General features: G+C 60.3%; 23 protein-coding genes, 1 pseudogene and 1 other annotated feature. Of the genes and pseudogenes, 16 read left to right on the top strand and 8 right to left on the bottom strand.

The window, feature by feature from the left end; all coding sequences use genetic code 11:
- Window positions 1-14: 14 nt before the first annotated feature.
- Window positions 15-770, top strand: coding sequence for a GntR family transcriptional regulator (locus PAF17_RS04050; RefSeq protein WP_271887805.1), 756 nt, complete (start codon window positions 15-17; stop codon window positions 768-770).
- Between the two features lie 8 nt (window positions 771-778).
- Here PAF17_RS04050 and PAF17_RS04045 read toward each other — a convergent pair whose 3' ends face one another.
- The 3 genes from PAF17_RS04045 to PAF17_RS04035 form a co-directional block, all read right to left on the bottom strand.
- The gene (locus PAF17_RS04045; protein ID WP_271887804.1) at window positions 779-1,954 is read right to left on the bottom strand and encodes an acetyl-CoA C-acyltransferase; all 1,176 of its coding nucleotides are present in this window, start codon (window positions 1,952-1,954) and stop codon (window positions 779-781) included.
- Window positions 1,951-4,047, bottom strand: a complete 2,097-nt coding sequence (locus PAF17_RS04040; RefSeq protein WP_271887803.1) for a 3-hydroxyacyl-CoA dehydrogenase NAD-binding domain-containing protein — start codon at window positions 4,045-4,047, stop codon at window positions 1,951-1,953. Before PAF17_RS04040 ends, PAF17_RS04045 begins: the two co-directional genes overlap by 4 nt.
- 78 nt (window positions 4,048-4,125) lie before the next feature.
- A complete protein-coding gene (locus PAF17_RS04035; RefSeq protein ID WP_271887802.1) occupies window positions 4,126-5,439 on the bottom strand; it encodes a TRAP transporter large permease in 1,314 nt (437 codons plus the stop codon).
- A gap of 219 nt (window positions 5,440-5,658) precedes the next feature.
- Here PAF17_RS04035 and PAF17_RS04030 point away from each other — a divergent pair, with 219 nt between their 5' ends.
- Window positions 5,659-6,846, top strand: a complete 1,188-nt coding sequence (locus tag PAF17_RS04030; protein ID WP_271887801.1) for a L,D-transpeptidase family protein — start codon at window positions 5,659-5,661, stop codon at window positions 6,844-6,846.
- The gene (locus tag PAF17_RS04025) at window positions 6,843-7,652 is read left to right on the top strand and encodes an extensin-like domain-containing protein (RefSeq protein WP_271887800.1); all 810 of its coding nucleotides are present in this window, start codon (window positions 6,843-6,845) and stop codon (window positions 7,650-7,652) included. Before PAF17_RS04030 ends, PAF17_RS04025 begins: the two co-directional genes overlap by 4 nt.
- A gap of 15 nt (window positions 7,653-7,667) precedes the next feature.
- Here the strand turns inward: PAF17_RS04025 and PAF17_RS04020 are convergent, their stop codons facing one another.
- Window positions 7,668-8,996, bottom strand: coding sequence for a FliI/YscN family ATPase (locus tag PAF17_RS04020; RefSeq protein WP_271887799.1), 1,329 nt, complete (start codon window positions 8,994-8,996; stop codon window positions 7,668-7,670).
- 96 nt (window positions 8,997-9,092) lie between these two features.
- Here PAF17_RS04020 and PAF17_RS04015 point away from each other — a divergent pair, with 96 nt between their 5' ends.
- The 10 genes from PAF17_RS04015 to PAF17_RS03970 all read left to right on the top strand — a co-directional run bounded on the left by PAF17_RS04015 (window position 9,093) and on the right by PAF17_RS03970 (window position 14,754).
- Window positions 9,093-9,482 (top strand): FlgB family protein, encoded by a 390-nt coding sequence (locus PAF17_RS04015; RefSeq protein ID WP_271887798.1) that lies wholly within the window; start codon window positions 9,093-9,095, stop codon window positions 9,480-9,482.
- 13 nt (window positions 9,483-9,495) lie between these two features.
- On the top strand, window positions 9,496-9,888 hold the full coding sequence (gene flgC / locus PAF17_RS04010) for a flagellar basal body rod protein FlgC (protein ID WP_271887797.1): 393 nt from the start codon (window positions 9,496-9,498) through the stop codon (window positions 9,886-9,888).
- Between the two features lie 11 nt (window positions 9,889-9,899).
- The gene (locus tag PAF17_RS04005; RefSeq protein ID WP_271887796.1) at window positions 9,900-10,190 is read left to right on the top strand and encodes a flagellar hook-basal body complex protein FliE; all 291 of its coding nucleotides are present in this window, start codon (window positions 9,900-9,902) and stop codon (window positions 10,188-10,190) included.
- 9 nt (window positions 10,191-10,199) lie between these two features.
- Entirely contained in the window at window positions 10,200-10,466 is a 267-nt protein-coding gene (locus PAF17_RS04000) for a flagellar biosynthetic protein FliQ (RefSeq protein ID WP_271887795.1), read from the top strand.
- A gap of 2 nt (window positions 10,467-10,468) precedes the next feature.
- Window positions 10,469-11,185 (top strand): flagellar hook-basal body complex protein, encoded by a 717-nt coding sequence (locus PAF17_RS03995; protein ID WP_271887794.1) that lies wholly within the window; start codon window positions 10,469-10,471, stop codon window positions 11,183-11,185.
- A gap of 11 nt (window positions 11,186-11,196) precedes the next feature.
- Entirely contained in the window at window positions 11,197-11,982 is a 786-nt protein-coding gene (gene flgG / locus PAF17_RS03990; protein WP_271887793.1) for a flagellar basal-body rod protein FlgG, read from the top strand.
- Window positions 11,982-12,401 carry a flagellar basal body P-ring formation chaperone FlgA gene (gene flgA, locus PAF17_RS03985; protein WP_271887792.1) on the top strand — a complete coding sequence of 140 codons (420 nt, stop codon included), beginning with the start codon at window positions 11,982-11,984 and terminating at the stop codon, window positions 12,399-12,401. The genes flgG and flgA overlap by 1 nt, the downstream gene beginning before the upstream one ends.
- 24 nt (window positions 12,402-12,425) lie before the next feature.
- Complete coding sequence (gene flgH, locus PAF17_RS03980) at window positions 12,426-13,151, top strand: flagellar basal body L-ring protein FlgH (protein ID WP_271887791.1); 726 nt, start codon at window positions 12,426-12,428, stop codon at window positions 13,149-13,151.
- Window positions 13,152-13,160: 9 nt separating this feature from the next.
- A complete protein-coding gene (locus tag PAF17_RS03975; RefSeq protein WP_271887790.1) occupies window positions 13,161-13,682 on the top strand; it encodes a hypothetical protein in 522 nt (173 codons plus the stop codon).
- Window positions 13,683-13,749: 67 nt separating this feature from the next.
- Window positions 13,750-14,754: a glycosyltransferase family 2 protein gene (locus PAF17_RS03970; protein ID WP_271887789.1), complete on the top strand. Its 1,005-nt coding sequence runs from the start codon at window positions 13,750-13,752 to the stop codon at window positions 14,752-14,754.
- Here the strand turns inward: PAF17_RS03970 and rfbA are convergent.
- From rfbA to rfbC, 4 genes are read right to left on the bottom strand one after another with little or no spacing between them, the layout of a single operon-like run.
- The gene (gene rfbA / locus PAF17_RS03965) at window positions 14,721-15,602 is read right to left on the bottom strand and encodes a glucose-1-phosphate thymidylyltransferase RfbA (RefSeq protein ID WP_271887788.1); all 882 of its coding nucleotides are present in this window, start codon (window positions 15,600-15,602) and stop codon (window positions 14,721-14,723) included. The two genes, PAF17_RS03970 and rfbA, sit on opposite strands and share 34 nt — an antisense overlap.
- Window positions 15,599-16,459: a dTDP-4-dehydrorhamnose reductase gene (rfbD, locus tag PAF17_RS03960; protein WP_271887787.1), complete on the bottom strand. Its 861-nt coding sequence runs from the start codon at window positions 16,457-16,459 to the stop codon at window positions 15,599-15,601. The genes rfbA and rfbD overlap by 4 nt, the downstream gene beginning before the upstream one ends.
- Entirely contained in the window at window positions 16,456-17,493 is a 1,038-nt protein-coding gene (gene rfbB / locus PAF17_RS03955; protein WP_271887786.1) for a dTDP-glucose 4,6-dehydratase, read from the bottom strand. Before rfbB ends, rfbD begins: the two co-directional genes overlap by 4 nt.
- Window positions 17,490-18,050, bottom strand: coding sequence for a dTDP-4-dehydrorhamnose 3,5-epimerase (gene rfbC, locus PAF17_RS03950; protein WP_271887785.1), 561 nt, complete (start codon window positions 18,048-18,050; stop codon window positions 17,490-17,492). Before rfbC ends, rfbB begins: the two co-directional genes overlap by 4 nt.
- Window positions 18,051-18,296: 246 nt before the next feature.
- Here rfbC and PAF17_RS03945 point away from each other — a divergent pair, with 246 nt between their 5' ends.
- The 3 genes and pseudogenes from PAF17_RS03945 to PAF17_RS03935 all read left to right on the top strand — a co-directional run bounded on the left by PAF17_RS03945 (window position 18,297) and on the right by PAF17_RS03935 (window position 20,992).
- Complete coding sequence (locus tag PAF17_RS03945; protein WP_271887784.1) at window positions 18,297-19,103, top strand: thymidylate synthase; 807 nt, start codon at window positions 18,297-18,299, stop codon at window positions 19,101-19,103.
- Entirely contained in the window at window positions 19,103-19,609 is a 507-nt protein-coding gene (locus PAF17_RS03940; RefSeq protein ID WP_334223657.1) for a dihydrofolate reductase, read from the top strand. The genes PAF17_RS03945 and PAF17_RS03940 overlap by 1 nt, the downstream gene beginning before the upstream one ends.
- A gap of 271 nt (window positions 19,610-19,880) precedes the next feature.
- A pseudogene (locus PAF17_RS03935) lies at window positions 19,881-20,992 on the top strand (IS3 family transposase).
- Window positions 20,009-20,162, top strand: a sequence feature (AL1L pseudoknot). (Overlaps the previous pseudogene by 154 nt.)
- Window positions 20,993-21,157: the final 165 nt, after the last annotated feature.

Below are 21,157 nucleotides of genomic sequence, written 5' to 3'. Positions count from 1 at the left end.
GCGAGTTGTTTGTGATGACAAAACTGCCCGGAAAGGTCGCCAGGTCCCTGCGCCCCGTCACTACTGAAACCGGGGCCAAACGTATGAATACCTGGCAATCGGTGCGCGCCGAGGTCATGAAGCGTATCCGCTCGCGTGAGTGGCCCCCGGGAGAGCTGATCCCGACCGAGCAGCAACTTGCCGTGCAACTGGGCTGCGCCCGCGCGACCGTCAACCGTGCGCTGCGCGAGCTTGCCGAAAGCGGTATCATCGAACGCCGCCGCAAGGTGGGCACCCGCGTCACGGCAACGCCATCGCGGCGTACGACGCTGGAAATGTCAGTCATTCGTGACGAAATCGAAGCTCTGGGTGCGGTTTACCGCTATGAACTGACCTCCTTTTCACAATCCTATCCGACCGAGGCGGCCATGCGTGCGCTGCAGGTCAGCGCCACCGATGAGCTGCTGGTTGCCAAGGCCAAATATCTTGCCGATGAACAGCCCCATTGTTGCGAGGCAGTATGGCTGAACCCAAGGGCCTTGCCGCCGCTGACTCAGGACGACCTCAGGGAACAACCTGCCCATGATTGGCTGGCTCGCAATGTGCCCCTGACCCATGGTCGCTTCTCGATCCTGGCAGAGGGTGCCTCTGGTGATTGCGCGACCAATCTGGAAGTGCCGGTTGGAACCCCCGTCCTGACCATCGAGCGCCTGAACTGGAGCGACGCGACCCCCGTGTCCTTCGCACGCCAGTTCTATCCGCCGAAGCATCGCCTGATTTCCGAGGACTAACCGACAGATCAGTAGATCTCGAACAGGCCGGCGGCACCTTGCCCGCCGCCCACGCACATCGTCACCACGCCCCATTTCGCCCGCCTGCGCTGCCCTTCACGCAAGATGTGGCCGGTCGTGCGCGCGCCGGTCATCCCGAATGGATGGCCGATGGAAATCGCGCCGCCATTCACATTGAAGCGCATCGGGTCGATGCCCAGATGATCGCGGCAATACAGGCACTGGCTGGCAAACGCCTCGTTCAGCTCCCAAAGATCGATATCGTCGATCGAAAGGCCCGCTCGATTCAACAGCCGCGGCACCGCCAGAACAGGCCCGATGCCCATCTCATCGGGGGCGCATCCGGCCACTGCGAAACCACGAAACGCGCCCAGAGGCTGCAAACCCTGCGCTGCGGCCAACCGCGCCTCCATGACCAGCAAAGCCGCCGCCCCATCGGATAATTGCGAAGCATTGCCCGCGGTAATGAACTGCCCCTCACCCCGCACCGGCCGAAGCCGCGCCAACGCCTCGGGCGTGGTCTCGGGGCGGTTCCCTTCATCGGCCAAGATCCGGACTTTTACCTCCCGGCTCTCTCCGCTGTCCTGATCCGTCACCTGTTTCGTGACCGTCATCGGTAAAATCTCTTCGTCGAACAGCCCGTTCGCCTGTGCCCTTGCGGTGCGGCGCTGCGATTGCAGGGCATATTCGTCCTGTGCCTCGCGGGAAATGCCATAGCGGCGCGCAACATTGTCGGCCGTTTCGATCATCGACACATACAAATCCGGTCGATAGGTTTCGATCCAGGCTTCGCGCGATGGCCGGGGCGTGGGCTGCACCATCGAAATGCTTTCGACCCCGCCAACCAGCACCGCACCGGCACCTTCATGGGCGACCATATGCGCGCCCATGGCCACCGCCTGCAGGCCCGAGGCGCAGAAACGATTTACGGTTGTGCCGGCAATGCTGTCGGGCAACCCAGCCCGAACCGTTGCCTGACGCGCGATATTGCCACCAGTTGCATATTCAGGATAGCCGCATCCCCAGATGCTGTCTTCGACAAGATCGGGGTCGATACCGGCACGGTCGATCACGGCATCTGTAACCGCCCCGGCCATCACCGCACCATGCGTCATGTTGAACGCACCGCGCCCCGCCTTGCCAATCGCCGTGCGTGCCGTCGCGACGATCACCGGATCCTTCATGGCTTGTCCCCCTTGTTCAGCCCGGCAAAACTGCCACCGCTATCGGCAAGCGTCTCAAGCAGCGGTGCGACCTGCCAGAAATGATCGTCCTGACGGGCATAGTTCCGGATCGAAGCCACGATCTGCGCCAGACCCGATTCATCCGCCCAATGCATCGGCCCGCCTCGCCATCTGGGAAAGCCATATCCGTTCAGCATGACCACATCGACATCCAAAGGCCGCGATGCGGTACCATCCGCAACCACGCGCGCCGCCTCGTTCACCATGGCCGCCATATAGCGCGAAACAATTTCCTCTTCGCCAAAGACACGTTGTTGCAGGCCCGACTGCCTGCGCAATTGCGACAGGAAGCCATCCAGTTCAGGATCTTCGCGCCCGTTCGGATCGGCGTCATCATAGATGTAATATCCCCGCCCCGCCTTGCGCCCCAGCCGACCCATCTCATACAGCCGGTCCGCGAATACCGGCACGCGATCACGTGGATGTCGATCCGGGGCCTTGCGCTGCCGGGTCAGGAATCCGATGTCCAGACCGGCCAGATCCGACACCGCATATGGACCCATCGCGAATCCGAACTTCGTCAAGGCGCGATCGATCTGATAGGGCGAAGCCCCGTCCAGAACCATCGCATCCGCCGCTGCCCGATAATGGGTGAGGATCCGGTTGCCGATAAAGCCGTCGCAGTTTCCTGCACGAACGGCGATCTTTCCCATCCGCCTAGCCAGCCCGAAACCGGTGGCCAGCGCCTCGGGTCGGGTCTTGTCAGCACCAATGACCTCGATCAACCTCATGATATGCGCGGGTGAAAAGAAGTGCAGACCGATCACATCTGACGGGCGGCCCGTCATTTGCGCGATACGGTTGACATCGAGATAAGAAGTATTGGTGGCCAGAACCGCACCGGGTTTTGCCACCTGATCCAAGGCGGCAAAGACCTGCTGTTTGACCTCGGGCTTTTCGAACACGGCCTCGACCACCAGATCCGCAGTCGACAGCGCGTTGTAATCGCTGGTGCAACGAAACATGCCTGACATCAGCGTTTCGCAATCCGTTGTCGTGATCTTGCCGCGCTTTGCGGCCCCTTGCAGAATATGCGCCACCGCATTGGCGGCCTTGCCGGCGGCGGTTTCATCGCGCTCGACCAAGATGACCGCCAGCCCGGCCAGCAACCCCGCGGCCGCAATCCCTGTGCCCATCGTTCCGCCACCGACAACGCCCATCGCCGCAAGGTCGCGGGCAGCCACGCCCGCCAGCTCGGGCAGCCTTGCAACCGCCCTTTCGGCAAAGAAGGCATGGATCAATGCCGATCTCTGCGGGCTGTTCATCAGTTCAAGAAATTTTTCCCGTTCTTGCGCCAGACCCTGGTCGGATGGCAATTTCAACCCATCGATCACGGCATCGATTGCCCGTAGATGTGCGATCTGCCCCCGATGCTTTTGGGCCATCCGGGCGCGCAATCCCTCCACGACCTCATCATTCATCGGCGGTGGCGGCAGTTGCATACATGATCGCGGCCCGGCGCCACTATCGATCAGAAACCTTGCATATTGCCGCGATGCTGCATTCAGATCATCCGTTGCGATGCGATCGACCAGTCCCAGTTCCAGTGCACGCGCCGCATCGATCCGGCCGCCACCGGTGATCATTTCGAGCGCGGGTTCCAACCCGACAAGGCGTGGCAGGCGTTGCGTTCCCCCCGCGCCGGGCATCACCCCCAACGTGACCTCGGGCAAGCCGAATTGCGCGTCGCCACTTGCAATGCGGTAATGCGCCCCCAGGGCGATTTCCAGCCCGCCGCCAAGCGCAGTTCCATGCAGCGCCGCAATGATCGGCTTCGGCACGGTTTCGATCGCCGAAACAAGATCGGGCAGATAAGGCGGCTGCGCGGGTTTGCCGAACTCGGAAATATCCGCGCCCGCAATCCAGGTGCGCCCCGCGCATTCCAGGATGGCCACCCGTGCCGATGCATCATCCGCGAAACGGTCGATCGCCTGCCCAAGACCCGACCGCAATCCGACCGAGGCCGCATTCACCGGTGGATTGTCGATGCCAATGATCGCGACATCCCCATCGCGCGCATAGGTCACTGTCACCCCGAACCCTCCCCTGTGCGACATATCCCAATTGCTGGACATGTTCATGGGCGGCTCAGCCTGCGTCAACCGCGCCAATCACATCAATGCAGGAATAAACAACGCCAGAGCCGGAAAACTGAGCAAAATCAGCAACACCAGGATATCAACCATCAGAAAGCGCGCCACGCCCGCAAAAATCCCATTGACCGGCGCGTCGCGGGTCACATTTCCGATGACAAAGACATTCAGCCCGACCGGCGGCGTGATCAGACCGATCTCAAGCAGTTTGACAATGATGACACCAATCCAGATCGCGTCCATGCCAAAGCCCTGAATCAAAGGCACCACGAATGGCAGGGTCAGCACCAGAATCCCGATGGAATCCATGAACATGCCCAGAACCAGAAACAAGACCACGACAAGGCATAGCATGACGAAATAGGTCATTCCGCTATGCTGGGCCCAAAGCAGCAAGGAAGTCGCGGCGCCGCTGAGTTCGACAAATACAAAGAACAAATCGGCAGCCGCGACAATCAGCAGGATTGCTCCGGTCTGCAACAGGGTCTCGCGGATCGCGCTCCACAACAGGTCAGGCGTCAGGCGACCCTGGGCAAACCCGATCAACAAGGTCAGCAGAACGCTGAGCGCAGCGGTTTCCACCAATGACAGAACGCCGCTGAAGATCCCGCCCAATATGACCGCAAACAACAGGATTGCCGGCCAGACCGCCAGTGCCGCTTCGCCCCGACTGACAGTCGGGGCATCGGCCCGGGGGGCGGAATCGGGCTCGCCGCCAACCCACCATAAAATGACCAGAAGCATCCCGGCCAGAGACAGCAGACCGGGCAATATGCCAGCCATGAACAGCTCTTCTATCGAGGTCTGAGTGAACAGCCCATACAGGATGAACAGGATCGATGGTGGAATCAGTGCCCCAAGCGTCCCCCCAACCGCAACCGAAGACGCCGCCAACTTCGGGTCATAGCCCTGGCGCAGCATCTCGGGCACGCAAATGCGCCCCATCGTCGATGCACATGCCACCGAAGACCCGGAAATGGCGGCGAATCCCCCGCAACCGATCACCGAGGCCACGGCCAGCCCGCCGGGGAACTGGCGCAACCAGACCGCCGCCGCATCATAGAGCCGCGTCGTGATGCCCGCATAGAAAGCCAGGTTCCCCAAGGCGATGAACAATCCGATCACCAGCAGATCGGCAGGCGAGGTCATCGCCGTCAGATCCTGCGCCGTATCTGCGGCGATCTGCGCCAGCGATACGGCCGGCATCATCCAGGACAGAATCACAAACCCTAAAACCGCGACACCGCCCAGAACCAGCGCAGCCGGCAAACGCAACCACAACAGCGCAAGGCTAAGAAGGACCGCCGTGAACCCGATCGTTTCCGCCGACATCCTAGACGAACTCGATCGCAGCGCGGCCCGCATTGTGGACCCGATCACCCGTCACGCAGCTGCCACCCACATTTTCTGCCTCTCCCTCGATATTGCGGGCCAGACTTTCATCGCCCCATTGGGATGACAATAGCAAATTGACCCGAATGTGATACGCGGGTTATCTGGCGCATTCGCGTTCATCCCCTGATAGTAAAGGGACCAATGCCGGAGTCTTCCATGCCGCCTTTTGTTTTCGGCCTGTCCTTTGCATTTTCCGCCCTGATGGCGGCTTTTGCGTCATCGCATGCCCATGCCGACGCCCCCTTCACCGCTGCCCAGATCGAAGCGGCGACCTATGGCGGGGGCGACTTGCCCGCAGGGCGTTCTGCGCTGACGGCAAAGGTTCAGGTTCTGCTGGATCGTTCGGGAACGTCCCCCGGTGTCATCGATGGCTTCAAGGGCGGCATGAGCAAAAGCGCGATCATGGCGTTCGAACGCCGCTCGGGCCTGCCCGTCGATGGCGTCATGGACCCCCATGTCTGGAACCTGCTGCAAAGCTTTGCGCACCAGCCCGTCACGATGACCTACACCATCACCGACCAGGATGCGCAGGGCCTGGTCGACGCCATTCCCGCCGACTATGCCGAAAAGGCGCAGATGCGCATGATGGGTTATACCAGCATCGCCGAACGGCTGGGCGAACGCTTTCACATGGACGACAAGTTCATCGCCTTCCTGAACCCCGGCAGCGTGCTTGCCCCCGGTGCCACGATCAGCGTCACGGCCCCCTCTTCGCCGATCCGGGGCGAGGTGACGCGCATCATCATCGACAAATCGACACGCCGGGTGGCGGCATTCAATGCAAGGGGCCGGATGCTGGTGGATTATCCCGCCACGATCGGATCGGATGCCACCCCGTCGCCATCGGGCACACATCATGTGACCACGGTCGCGCTGAACCCGAACTATACCTATAACCCCCAGCGCAACTTCAAGCAGGGCAGGAACGACAAGCCGCTGATTGTTCCACCCGGACCGAACGGGCCGGTCGGATCGGTCTGGATCGACCTGTCCAAGCCAAGCTATGGCATCCACGGCACTCCGTCGCCGTCCCGCCTGTTTCACAGCCAGTCCCATGGCTGTGTTCGCCTGACGAACTGGGATGCACAGGAACTGGCCGGCATGGTCCGTTCCGGTGTGACCACCGTCGAGTTTCTGCAACCCGGCGTTTCAATCGCCGAAGCGATCGGTACCGCACCAGGACCGGTCGCCAACAGAGCCGAGACCCCGGCAACGACCGCCGAACCAGAGCTGGATTTTCCCGACAACGCCACGCCCGGGGCCGCCACGGCAACGCCCGACCCGCTCAGTTCGGCATTGTCAGATGCCTTGCCCGACGGCTTTGCCGCGCCAGCGGTGCAATGAGGGTCGCCCTGCCAATCGCCTTGCTCGCCTTGGCTTTGGGCCAAATCCGCGATGGGACGGCACTGGCACAAGGGGCCACACCTGCCGGGGAAGCGGCAAACATTTCGACCACGCCCCCTCCTGTGCGCCCTGATCGGTCATCGCCCCGGAAACAGATCGAACCTGCGCCGCAAAGCGACCCGGACAGCATGGCTTTCGGGCCACCTGCCCCGCCGGATTGGTGGCTCGAACGTCCAAGCGAGCAGGAATTTGCCGCCTGCATGCTGGCCCTGAACATGCTGGGCACGCAGTATACGTTGCCACCGACGGTTTCTGATCCGGATAATGGGGATTGCGGCATAGCGCGGCCGGTTCTGGTCGATCAGATCATCCCAGGCGTCACCTTGCAGGGCAAAGCCATGATGCAATGTGCGACCGCCCGCGCGCTTGCCCTGTGGACGCGCGAATTCGTCGTCCCCGCCGCGGCAACGCTGCAAGGCGCCCCCCGGATCACTGGCATGACCCCAGGCAGCACCTATCATTGCCGTGCCCGAATCGGCACGGGCAACTCAAGGCCCAAACTGTCCGAGCATGCCAAAGGCAATGCCATCGACATTGCGTCCTTTCAGTTCGACGGGCACGATCCCGTCCCGATTGCCCCCCGAAAGGGCAAGGGCGACCGGATCGAAGCCTTTCAACGTGCTGTTCGTGCCAGCGGCTGCCTGTATTTCACCACGGTATTGGGACCGGGCAGTAATACTGCCCATGCAGACCACCTGCATCTTGATATTGCACAGCGGCGCGGCGATTGGCGGATCTGCCAATAGACATGGCCCCGCGTTTCAGGGCATTGCCCTGCCATGCGCTGGCAAACGCAGGGCCGTTTCCAGCAGCGTAAATCCCTGCGCGATACCCGAACTAGGGCAGGTCACAAAATGATCCAGTTGGGGAAACAGCGCGACAGCTTCGTCCAGCTTGGGGTCGGAACCGGCGGAATACAAACCGGCGCGAATCATCAATTCCGATTCGGCATAGGCCCCCAGAGCGGCCCGCGCACGCCCGATCAGCTTGTTTTCCTCGGGTGCGGCCGCGTGAGGCAAGGACCGAGACACCGACCTGACCACATCGATCGCCGGAAACCGCCCACGTTCGGCGATGCTGCGATCCAGAACCACATGGCCATCCAGGGTGCCGCGCAAAATATCGGCAATCGGTTCTTCCATATCCGATCCAGCAACCAGCACACTGAAGATTGCCGTTATATCTCCGCCGCCGTCCATCCCCGGCCCGGCACGTTCAGCCAAAGCCATGATCATGTTTGAAACAGAAGGGGGAAAGCCCCGAAAGCTTGGGGGTTCCCCTGCGGCAAGGGCGATTTCGCGATGCGCCTCGGCGAACCGGGTGATCGAATCGGCCAGCATCAGGACATGCTTTCCCTGATCGCGAAAATATTCGGCAACCGCCATCGCAGCCCAGGCACAGCGGCGCCGGATCAGGGGCGACCGGTCCGATGTTGCCGCCACCACGACGCAGCGCGCCATCCCTTCCGGTCCCAGGGTGTTCTCGACGAATTCACGCAATTCACGGCCACGTTCGCCGATCATGGCGATCACCACGATATCGGCCCGAACCCCACGCGCCAGGTTCGAAAGCAATGTCGATTTGCCGACACCCGACCCGGCAAACAAGCCAAGGCGCTGCCCCGTCACCAGGGGTAACAAGGTATCGAAAACCGCCAGACCCGTGGGCAAGCGCGCGCCCAATCTTTTGCGATGAACCGCCGGCGGCGCCTCGCATTGAAAGGGACGCGGCATGGAACCTTGTGGCAGGGGCCGACCATCCAGAGGTTGCCCCAACGGATCGATGATTCGCCCAACCCATGCCTCGCAAGGGGAAATCCGGGGTGCGAAAAGCAATTCGACCTCGGCGCCGATGGACAGACCTTCGTGATTCCCTTCCGGCAGGATCTGGGCAGCGCTCTGGGTCAAACCGACGACTTCGCCCCCGATCATGCGATCTAACAGCCTGATCTCTACCCGATCGCCAACCGATGCCCGAAGGGCCAGACCGCGCACACTGATCAGTCCTGCCCGTATCGCATGCACCCGCCCGAAATGCCGCGCCACCCTCAGCGACGCGATCCGGCCTGCAATCGTTTCCAGCTGCTCCATTCCGGCAATCCTTCCGTTTGGACAATCATTCCTCACGAAACGGTTTCTAAACCAATTGCAGTTAAGACCGGGTTATCGCCAATGAGGAGAAACCTCATGTTTGAGAAAATTGAAATGATGCGCATGGCCCGCGCCATGGGACAACATGTCGCCCAGCGCCAGACCGTGGTCGCGCGCAATATCGCCAATGCCGACACACCGGGTTTCAGGGCTCAGGATCTGAAGCCGTTCGAGGAAACCTATCGCCAGGGCACCCAACTGCCCGAACTGCGTCGTACTGCCCCCCAGCACTTCGCCGAACCGACATGGTCGCCCGTGTCCCAAGAGATCGACAGCGCCACAGCCGAACTTTCGCCGAACGGAAACTCGGTCTCACTGGAACAGGAAATGCTGAAAGCGGCTGAACTGAAGCGCGCGCATGACATGTCTCTGGGGATCTATCAATCCGCTCTGACGCTGATGCGCACCAGCATCGGCCGCCGATAATGAAAGGCAGATCATGACGAATCCGGTTTCATCGCTTCATCTGTCCGCATCGGGGATGCAGGCCCAAAGCGAAAGGCTGCGCCGCACTGCGGAAAACATCGCCAATACCGACACGCCCGGCTATCGCCGCAAGCTGGTCACCTTTGAAGAATCCGCACCATTCGGGCGTGCGACCGGCGAGGTGAAAGCATCCGATACCATTCTCGACCGCAGCGAATTGCCGCGCATCCACAACCCCGCGCATCCCATGGCGGATGAACAGGGATATTACCTTGGCTCGAACGTGAACCTTGTCGTCGAGATCGCCGATTCACGCGAGGCAGGGCGCAGCTATGAAGCCAATCTCAAGATGTTCGAACAGACCAGACAGATGGGTTCGGCCCTTCTCGATCTGCTGAGACGCTGAAAGGTTACATCATGATCTCCAATCTCAATGCCGCCAATGCTTACAACACCGCACGCCAACTCGCGGCACCGGCCCATGCGGCTTCTTCGGGAACGGCTGGAAAGCTGGGCGACGCGGCAGAGGAATTCGCCGCACAGATGGCGCGGGTCGATTCAGTTTCAACCGGGGCGTTGACCGGTCAGGTTGAAACCCATCAGCTTGTCCAGACCATCGCCGAAGCCGAACTGGCCATGGAAACGGTGGTCGCCATTCGCGACAAGGTGGTCGAAGCCTATCAGGAAATCCTGCGGATGCCGGTCTGAGGTCGCAGCATGAGTGAGACGCTTCTCTTCGACATGCTGCGCCAGGCGCTCTTGATTGCTGTGCGGATATCTGCCCCATTGCTCGGCGTGGCCTTGATCACCGGCGTGGTCATCGGCCTCTTTCAGGCGCTGACATCGGTTCAGGAAATGACCCTGACCTTCGTTCCCAAGGTCGGCCTGATGCTGGTGGTCTTCTGGGTCACCATGAGCTTCATGACAACGGCCCTGTCGGATTTCTACCTGGGGCAGATCATTCCCCTGATTGCAGGAAGTTAGGCATGGACAACGCGATCTACGCAACTTTGACACGCCAATCCGGCCTAATGAATGAAATGCGGGTGGTGGCCAACAACATCGCCAATGCGAACACATCCGGATTCCGCCGCGAGGGCGTCATCTTCGCCGAGCATCTTTCGGGCGTCGGAGACAAGGGGCAAAGCCTGTCGATGGCCCATGCAAGGGGCCGTCTGATCGACCTCAAACAGGGCGTCATGACCCAAACCAACGGCAATTTCGATCTGGCCATCGAAGGGGACGGGTTCTTTCTTGTCGAGACACCCGACGGGAACCGGCTGACCCGTGCCGGGGCGTTTCTTCCCTCCCCCGAGGGAGAGTTGATGACTGCGGACGGTTCCCGCCTGCTTGATGAAGGTCAGGCACCCATCATCATCCCTGCCGGCGCCAGCGCGGTCAAGATCGGCCAGGACGGGACGCTATCGGCAAACGGGCTGGAATTCGGGCGCATCGGTATCTTCGAACCGCCTGAAGATACGCAACTCAATCATCATCACGGCACGACATTTGCCACCGACGATCCACCCGAACTGGTCGAAAACCCACGCGTTCGACAGGGCTTCCTCGAAGAATCCAACGTCGATCCAGTCTTCGAGATCACGCGAATGATCGAGGTCCAGCGCGCCTATGAACTGGGTCAGTCATTTCTCGACCGTGAAGACCAGAGGATCCGCAACGCGATCTCTGCCATGAGCAAATAGGAGGACACATCATGCGAGCATTGCAAATCGCCGCCACGGGCATGAGCGCGCAGCAAACCCGGGTCGAGGTCATCTCGAACAACCTCGCGAACATGTCGACCACTGGCTACAACGCGCGCCGCGCCGAATTCGCCGATCTGCACTACCAGCAGGCAACTCGCCCTGGCACCGTCAACGCGGCCGATGGAACCGTGGTACCAGCCGGTGTCCAGCTGGGCCTTGGCGTTCGCCCCACGGCGGTCAGCGTCAATCTGCAACAGGGTTCCTTGACGCAGTCCGGCGGAGATCTTGATCTTGCGATTGAAGGCGAAGGTTATCTTGAAGTCACACTGCCTTCCGGGATTTCGGCCTATACGCGTGACGGCGGACTGAAACGTTCGCCCGACGGATTGATCGTGACATCGGACGGCTATCCCGTCGTGCCGGAAATCGCCATCCCCGAGGACGCGAGATCCATTTCGATCAACGCGGGCGGCGAAGTCCATGCCTATTTCGACGATCGCGTCGAACCAGAGCTGCTGGGGCAGTTCACGCTGGCCGGCTTCGCCAACCAAAAGGGGCTGGAGGCGATCGGCTCGAACCTCTTTCTTGAAACGGCCGCGTCCGGAAACGCCCAGGTTGTCGATCCGGGGCAGGAAGGCATCGGCACCTTGCGCCAGGGGTATCTTGAGGAAAGCTCGGTCGATGCCGTCCGTGAAATCACCGAGCTGATCAAAGCACAGCGCGGGTATGAACTGAACGCCAAGGTCATCACCGCCGCAGACCAGATGCTGGGCGCAACCACGCAGGTCCGCTGATGAGACACCTCCTCATCCTTCTTTGCCTGACGATGCTGCCGACGCATGTTCATTCGGCGGTCCTTGCCGCCGCGCGGACATTGCAGGCCGGGACCATCATTGCCCCCGCCGACCTGCGCGCCATCGACGGAAAATCCGCCGGCATCAGCGATCCGGCAAGCGCGATTGGCAAGCAGGTTCGCGTCACAATTTATGAAGGTCGTCCGATCCACGCCAACCTTCTGCAAACGCCGCGCCTAGTGTCACGCAACCAAACCGTATCGGTCACCTTTCAGCGTGGTCCCTTGCAGGTCAAGGCGCAAGGTCGAGCGCTCTCGGATGGTGGGGCGGGCGACATCGTGCGCGTCATGAACACCGATTCCCGCAAGATCATCTTTGTTCGCGTTCAGCCCAATGGGACGCTGCTCGCCGGGTTCTGACCCGATCAGGCCAAAGGATATTCCATGCAAAGTTTCAAATTCATATGTTTGGCGCTGGCCCTCGGCGCGTGTTCGCGTGTCGCCGATATCGGTCAGGCACCCGACCTCACATCGCCGCGCAACAGCGAGGAATTTCTGGCGATGACCAATCCGCCGCTGGAAATCCCCGTCGATTCCGGTCGCCCCGAAGCAGCGGCTTCGCTATGGGCCGGTGGTTCTTCTTCGCTGATCTCGGACAGGCGTGCGGCAACCCGCGGCGATCTGTTGACAGTTGTCATCGAAATCGATGACCGCGCAGAAATTTCCAACAGCTCGGACCGGTCACGTTCGGCCGATGACAATCTGTCCATTCCCCAGATGGTGGGAATTCCGCAACGCCTGGCAGACAAACTGCCACCCGGCGCCAGCTTTGACGACCTTGCAGATGCGTCATCAAGCTCGACCTACAAGGGTAGCGGCAACATCTCGCGGCGCGACAAGCTGACCTTGCGAGTTGCCGCAACCGTGGTGGACCGATTGCCCAATGGCACACTTCAAATTCAGGGATCGCAAGAGGTGCGCGTCAATTACGAGCTGCGCGAGCTGACCGTAGCCGGGTTTGTCAGACCGGACGACATCGATCGGAACAATGAAATCGAATATGACCGGATTGCCGGGGCACGCATTTCCTATGGCGGACGCGGGCAGATCACCGATGTGCAACAGCCCCGCTATGGCCAGCAAATCGCCGATATCCTTCTGCCATACTGAGGCCTTGCAATGACAAAATTCCTGACTCTGCTTGCACCGCTGATCGGACTGGCTGCGGGAATCGCGGCGGGGGACTATCTGCATCCCACCGCACCCGAAGATCATGCCGCGCAATCCCCAACCAAGCATGCAGGCGACACCACCGCCGCCTCGACCAAAACTGACAGTGCTGACACACAAAAGGGGCATACCGAACACAAAGATACCCCGCCGGGATGGTTCACCTTTCCGTCCCAGTTCTTCGTCCCGATGATGCGGCAGGGCGACATGGGGGCAATGATGATCCTGACGCTCAGCATAGAAACCGATGAAGACCAGCTGGAAGACATGAAAGCGCAGGAACATCGGCTGCGCGACGCATTGCTGCGTCAACTGCTGATCCACGCCAACACGGGTGGTTTCGACGGAAATTTCACCACCGAAGCCAGCCTCGGAACGCTGCGCAAGGCCTTGCTGGGGGCTGCACGTCAGGCGACGTCACTGCCGGTCAATGCGGTGCTGATTGCCGATATCGCACGCCAGGCGGGATAGACCGATTGCGCAAGGTCGGACAACACGGCAGAAAGAACCCGCGCATCCATGACCAAGACCGCCCGACATGACACAGACGCCCCCATCGGCCAGCAACCCTGACGTCCGGACCGATGATCGCCGCGAAGTCCAGATCCTGATGGCAAGCTATCAGGGCGCACGATACATTCAGGAACAACTGAATAGTATCGCAACACAGGCATACCCGCATTGGCGCCTGTTCGTGTCTGACGATGGCTCGCAGGATGACACGCGCCGGCTGATCGCCAATTTCGCGGATACGCATGGGCATCGGCGGATACATTTGATCGACGGCCCCCGCCAAGGAGCCACGCAGAACTTTCTACATTTGATCAGGATGGCCCCCCGTGACCGCATGCTGGCATTTTGCGATCAGGACGACGTCTGGCACCCGGAAAAAATCGAGCGGGCGGTCAGCAAACTGGCACGGATTTCGGGTCCGGCACATTACGCGGCAAGAACAACCATCACGGATGAGAATCTTGAACCGGTCGCGCAATCACGCCATTTTTCTCGTCCCCTGACATTTCGCAACGCGTTGGTTCAGGCCTGCATGGCTGGAAACACATCGGTCTTCAATCCCGCCGCCGCCGCACTTCTGAAGGCGGGGGTGGAAGCGGCCAGTTCGGCCGACATCCAGTCGCATGATTGGTGGGCCTATCAACTGACATCAGGCGCGGGGGCGAAGATCATTCACGACCATCATCCGGTGCTGCTGTATCGCCAGCATGGCATGGCGGAAATGGGCCGGAACGATACGACTTCGGCGATGGCGAAACGCTTGGGCCAGCTATTTGCCGGTGACTTTGGGAAATGGGTCGCGGCCAATCACACGGCCCTGAACGCAAGCCGTACATTATTGACCGAAGACAATCGCCGAATCCTGGACCTGACAATTGCCGCCCTGCGCTGCAAGGGTCCCGTAGCCGCGCAACGGCTGTATCACCTTGGGCTTTATCGGCAGACCCGCGCCGGCACGGCGGCCCTGATGGCAGCCACCGCAACAGGGCGTTTACGTCAGCCTTTCTCGGCCAGCAGGCGCAGCAGATAACTGCCGTATTCGTTCTTCGCGAATTTTGCGGCCCTCGCCTGCAGATCATCGGCTGAGATCCAACCTGCCTCGAAGGCGATTTCTTCCGGGCAGCCGGTCTGCAGACCCTGCCGGTTTTCCAATGTGCGCACGAAGTTTCCTGCATCAAGCAGGCTTGCATGCGTTCCCGTGTCCAGCCATGCAAAACCGCGGCCCATTTTTTCGACCGTCAGAACACCATCGGACAGATAGCTTTCGAGCAAGGTGGTGATTTCCAGTTCGCCACGTTCTGACGGACGCACGTCAGCGGCCCGATCAGGGGCGGAACCGTCCAGGAAATACAGGCCAGTCACGGCATAATGTGACGGCGGCTTTGCGGGCTTTTCGATGATCGCGCGTGCCCGTCCATCCCCATCGAAATCCACAACCCCATAGCGTTCGGGATCGCTGACCTGATAGCCGAACACCGTGCCACCCTCTGGCCGGTCATCCGCGGCCTTCAGCAAGATCGGCAACCCATGCCCGAAGAAGATGTTGTCACCCAGAACCATCGCGGACGGGCTGCCCCGAAGAAAGTCGCGCGCCAGCAGATAGGCTTGCGCCAGCCCGTCAGGCGACGGCTGAACAATCCACGTGAACTGAACCCCCCACTGGCTACCATCCCCCAGCAAGCGTTGAAACTGAGCCTGATCTTCGGGCGTCGTGATGATTGCGATCTCGCGAATTCCGGCCAGCATCAACACGGTGATCGGATAATAGATCATCGGCTTGTCATAAAGCGGCAAGAGCTGCTTGGACACGCCCATCGTGATCGGGTAAAGTCGCGTGCCGGAACCGCCGGCAAGTATGATACCTTTACGCTGTGTCATCTTATCTGCTCCAGTCTTGCCAGCACCTCGGCCAGCCCTTCACGCCAATCAGGGCGCCTGATCCCGAACCTCTGCGCAATCGCGCCGCAATCCAATCGCGAATTCAGCGGCCGCACCGCCGGCGTCGGGTATTCGGCGGTCGCAATCTCGCGGATCTTGCAGCCAAGCTTCGCCTGCGCGAAAATCTCTTGCGCGAACTCGGCCCAGCTTGCATCCGGTGCGCCCGCAAAATGGTAGATTCCACCTTTGCCGGGATCGACGCTCATCTGTTCTGCCATGACCAGAAGTGCAGCCGCGATATCCTTGGCGGGGGTGGGGCCGCCGATCTGATCGCCAACGATCCCCAGCTCATCCTTGGCAGAACCCAAGCGCAGCATTGTCTTGACGAAATTGTTGCCGAAACTGGAAAAAACCCAGGATGTTCGCAGCACAGCCCAGTTGCCGCCGGCATTTTCAACACCATGCTCACCCATCAGCTTGCTGCGTCCATATGCCCCCAAGGGTGCCGTGGCAGCCATTTCCGAACGTGCCTGCCCGCCCGTCCCGTCAAACACATAATCGGTCGAAACATGCAGGAAAGGGATATCCAGTTCCGCTGCTGCCCGGGCCATTGCCGCTGGCGCTTCACCGTTGATGATCCGCGCCTCAGGTTCCTCGGCCTCGGCCTGATCGACAGCGGTATAGGCCGCGACATTCAGAACCGCACGTGGCCTGATCGACAAAATCTGCTCGGCGCAACCCCGGGGATCTTTCAGATCCGCCTTGTCACGCCCCAAATATATGGCGCCGGGTGCCAACAGGCCCAGTTCCTGGGCGACCTGCCCGGTGCGGCCGAAAACCAGAATATCCCCGGTCATCCCGTGCCAAGCCTCTTGCCAACCCCGTCACGCTGAAACAACGGCTCCCACCAGTCGCGATTGTTCAGATACCAGTCGACCGTCAGGCGCAGCCCTTCCTGCACCGTCACCGAGGGTCGCCAGTTCAGTTCGTCGCGGATACGCTGCGGGTCGATCGCGTAACGCCGGTCATGACCGGGCCGATCGGGCACGAACTCGATCAAACGTTCATGTGGCGCGGATTGCGGGTTCAGACGATCCATATGCGCGCAGATCATGCGAACCAGATCAATATTTCTGGCCTCGTTCTCGCCACCGATATTATAGCTACGCCCGTTTTCCCCCTTTTCCAGAACAAGCAAAAGGGCATCGGCATGATCTTCGACATACAGCCAGTCGCGCACATTGCCACCATCGCCATAAACCGGGATCTTCTCGCCCGCCAGGGCACGCAAGATCACGACAGGCACGAGCTTCTCGGGGAAATGATACGGCCCGTAATTGTTCGAACAGTTGGTCAGTACGACAGGCAAACCATAGGTTTCATGCCAAGCGCGCACCAGATGGTCGGATCCGGCCTTGCTGGCCGAATAGGGGCTGCGCGGATCATAGGGCGTCGTTTCACTGAACTGCCCCGCATCGCCCAGGCTGCCGAACACTTCGTCGGTCGAAATGTGATGAAACCTGAACCTGTCCGGCCGACCCTGCGAGATCCAATAGCCACGTGCCGCTTCGAGAAGGTTGAAGGTTCCGATCACATTCGTTTCGATAAACGCTGCGGGGCCGTCGATTGAACGATCGACATGGCTTTCCGCGGCCAGATGCATGACCGCATCAGGGCGATGATCACGGAAAATCCGGTCCAACGCCGCGCGGTCACGGATATCCGCCTGCTCGAAGCTGTATTGATCGCTATCCTTGACCGAAGCCACATTTTCCAAGTTCGCGGCATAGGTCAGCGCGTCCAGATTAACGATCTCATGCCCGCGCTGGACCGCCAATCGCACCACCGCCGAGCCGATGAACCCTGCCCCGCCCGTAACCAGAATCTTCATGCATCACCATTGAAGTTGAAAGGAGTTTGCCATTCGCCGAACGCGACGCAATCGCGATCCTTGTCAGACAGGATCGGTCGCGCGACACCCCATTCGATATTCAGACTGTCCCAGCGCACACCGCCGTCACTGTCCGCATCGTAATAATCCGTGCATTTATAGATGATCTCGGTATCGGCCTCGCGGGTGACGAAACCGTGCAGGAAACCCGGCGGCACCCAAAGTTGACGGCCATTCTCACAGGACAGTTCCACACCGACCCATTGACCGAAATGCGGACTGCCCCGGCGCGCATCCACCGCCACGTCGAACAGACAGCCCCGGCCACACCGCACCAGCTTGCCCTGTGCATGCGGCGGCGACTGATAGTGCAATCCACGCAAAGTCCCGGTTTCTCGCGACATCGAATGATTGTCTTGCACGAATTCAGGCAGGCTCAGCCCTGCGCGTTCCAGCGTTCTCTTGTTCCAGCTTTCGGAAAAAAAGCCACGATGATCGCCATGGCGCCTGGGCGTTATGATCAGAACCCCCGGCAGGGCAGTTTCTTCGATCTGCATATCAACAACCGTTTACTAGAAGCACCAGCACCGTATATGCGCCCGCGCCCGTCATGTCACGCGACACGTCATCCGGTCAGCAGCTTAGACGAACCCCGCGATCATCACAGGACTCGTGACGCATTTTACAATCTTTGACGATCGGACCAGCATCCTTGCCCAAGGGTTTCAAAGCCGACATCTTTGACATAGGAAAATCGGCATCTGCCCGACGCAGAACATGACAAATGGTCCAAGGAGCGCAATGTGCAACAATATCTGGATGCCCTGAACACCATCCTTGAACAGGGTGAAGACAGCTCGGACCGCACCGGCACGGGAACCAGGTCCTGCTTCGGTATGCAGATGCGCTATGATCTTTCACAGGGCTTCCCGCTGGTCACCACGAAAAAGCTGCATCTGCGCTCGATCATCCATGAACTTCTGTGGTTTCTGTCGGGTGATACCAATATCGGCTATCTGCAACAGAACGGTGTCTCGATCTGGAATGAGTGGGCGGATGAGAACGGCGATCTGGGTCCGGTTTACGGACACCAGTGGCGCAGCTTCGGCGCCGAGGGCGAAACAGCCCCCCAACCCGAAGCCGATCAGATCAAGACCCTGATGGACAGCATTCGCAACACACCCGACAGCCGACGCCTGATTGTCTCTGGCTGGAATCCGCTGCAGGTGAATGCCATGGCACTGCCGCCATGTCACACGTTGTGGCAGGTGCGCATTCTAGGCGGAAGACTGCATCTGCAACTGTATCAACGTTCTGCCGACATGTTCCTGGGGGTGCCTTTCAACATTGCCAGCTATGCCCTGCTGACCCATATGATCGCCCATGTCAGCGGCTATCAGCCCGGCCATTTCGTGCACACGATTGGTGACGCTCACATCTACGCGAACCACATGTCGCAGGTGCGCGAACAACTTGAAAGGACGCCGCGCCCCTTGCCTCGCCTCACGATTCAGCGGCAGGTGTCCCAATTGACGGATTTCCGGTTCGAAGATTTCAAGTTCGAAGGATATGATCCATATCCTGCGATCAAGGCCCCGGTGGCGGTCTGATGTCCATGCTGACCTTGATTGCCGCTCAGGATCGCAACGGTGCCATCGGCCGTGACAATACCATCCCCTGGCACATCCCCGAGGATTTCGCCTATTTCAAGGCGCAGACCACGGGGGGCGCCGTGATCATGGGCCGAAAAACCTGGGACAGCCTTCCCAAACGCCCGCTGCCAAACCGTCTGAACATCGTGGTCAGCCGTCAGCCGCTGGACCTGGGCCCCGAGATTGCGGTCGTCGAACTGGATGGCGCAATCTCCCATGCGGAATCGCGCGGCTACAAGAATATCTACTGCATCGGCGGCGAGCAGATCTATCGCCAGATGCTTTGCCGCGCAGATCGCATCCTTTTGTCTACGGTCGAAACCGAGATCCAGGACGCCGATGCATTCTTCCCCGAGATTCCCTCGGATCATTGGACCAAAGGGCAGTCGAAAATTCTACGACACGATGCACCGCGATGTTCTGTCACCGAATATCATCGCGTCACCGCTGACGCTGCGCCCTGAGTTCGGAACCGCGCGACTTCAGGGCCGCTGGCTTATCGCGCTGCCCCGAGGGGGGCCGGACGCCCCCGAGCTTCTCTCGGTAGCAGGAGATCAATGGCCACGTTTCCGACTGGTGTGAAGGCATGATTGCACGCCGCGCCATCGATAGGTGATGTGGTATGATCACGCCGATACTGCGGTGCAGATTCCGGCAGCGTCGCTGAAATGGCTCCTGGAAAGGCATCGCCTGACGCAACCCAAATCGGACGCTATATATGTCAATTGACATCCAATCGTGACCCCTTATGGCTGTGCGCCCCAGCCCCTGCACGAGTGGATCAAGAAGGCCGAGAAGATGAAGGCTCTGGAGCCGGAGAACCGGGAACTGCGCCAAGCCAACGAGATCCTGCGCAAGGCGTCAGCGTATTTTGCGATGATCGAAGGCAGCAGCGGCATCGCTTCGAGCGCTGCCTGAAATGCTCGACCGCCGGTCGAGGTGATGGTCGGGTTTATTGACGATCATCGGGAGGCGCATGGGGTCGAGCCGTTCTGCAAGGTTCTGCCGATCGCCCCGTCCACCTGCTACGATCACCTGGCGAAGCGTGCCGATCCGGCCCGGCTGTCGGATCGCGTCCGGCGGGAGGCGGCCTTGCGACCCGAGATCGAGCGCGTGTTCAAAGAGAACCAGCGTGTCTATGGCGTGCGCAAGGTCTGGCGGCAACTGGATCGGGAAGGCTTCGATGTCGCCCGTTGCACGATGGCCCGGTTGATGAGGGGGATGGGCATTCAGGGCATTATTGCGAGGCAAACCACACAAGACGACCATCCCTGACAAGAAGGTCCCGTGCCCGCAGGACAAGGTGAACCGGCAGTTCCGCGTGCCCGCGCCAAACCTGCTCTAGGTCAGCGATTTCACCTACGTCGCGACTTGGCGGGGGTTCGTCTATGCAGCCTTCGTCATCGATGCCGACGCGCGTCGCGTCGTCGGCTGGCGGGCACGCCAAACAGCGCAGGCAGGCTTCGTGCTCGACGCCTGCCTGCGCTGTTCATGATCGCCGTCCGGTCAAGGGCGCGGGGCTCGTCCACCACTCCGACCGCGGCTCTCAACACCTGTTCATTCGCTACACCGAGTGGCGGGACGAGGTCGGCATCGAACCTTCGGTTGGCGGCGTTGGCGACAGCTATGACAATGCGCTGGCTGAGACGATCAACGGTCTTTTCAAGGCCAAGGTCATCTATCGCCGCGACCCTTGGCGCAGCTTCGAGGCCGTCGAATATGCCACCCTTGAATGGGAGGATGGGTTCAACAATCGCCGCCCGCTCGAGCCGATCCGGAACGTCCCGCCGGCAGAAGCAGAGGCAACCTTCTACGCCGCTCTGGAAACTGAAGACATGGCCGCGTAACTAACCAAAATCAACCTCCGGAAAACACGGAGCGGTTCACATTGAGCTGCCCCTTGTTTCCTGCACATCTGCCTCGTTCAGTTTCTGCTGTCTGATCTCGAGATCAACGGGCGACAGCATGCCGTTGTTCGTGTGCTTGCGCTTCGGGTTGCAGAACAGTTCGAC

Origin of the sequence: Paracoccus onchidii, assembly GCF_028294535.1 — a bacterium.
In the GTDB taxonomy this organism is placed as follows: Bacteria; Pseudomonadota; Alphaproteobacteria; order Rhodobacterales; family Rhodobacteraceae; genus Paracoccus; species Paracoccus onchidii.
The sequence above is the reverse complement of the archived record's forward strand: the minus strand, read 5'-3'. Positions and strand labels throughout refer to the sequence as shown.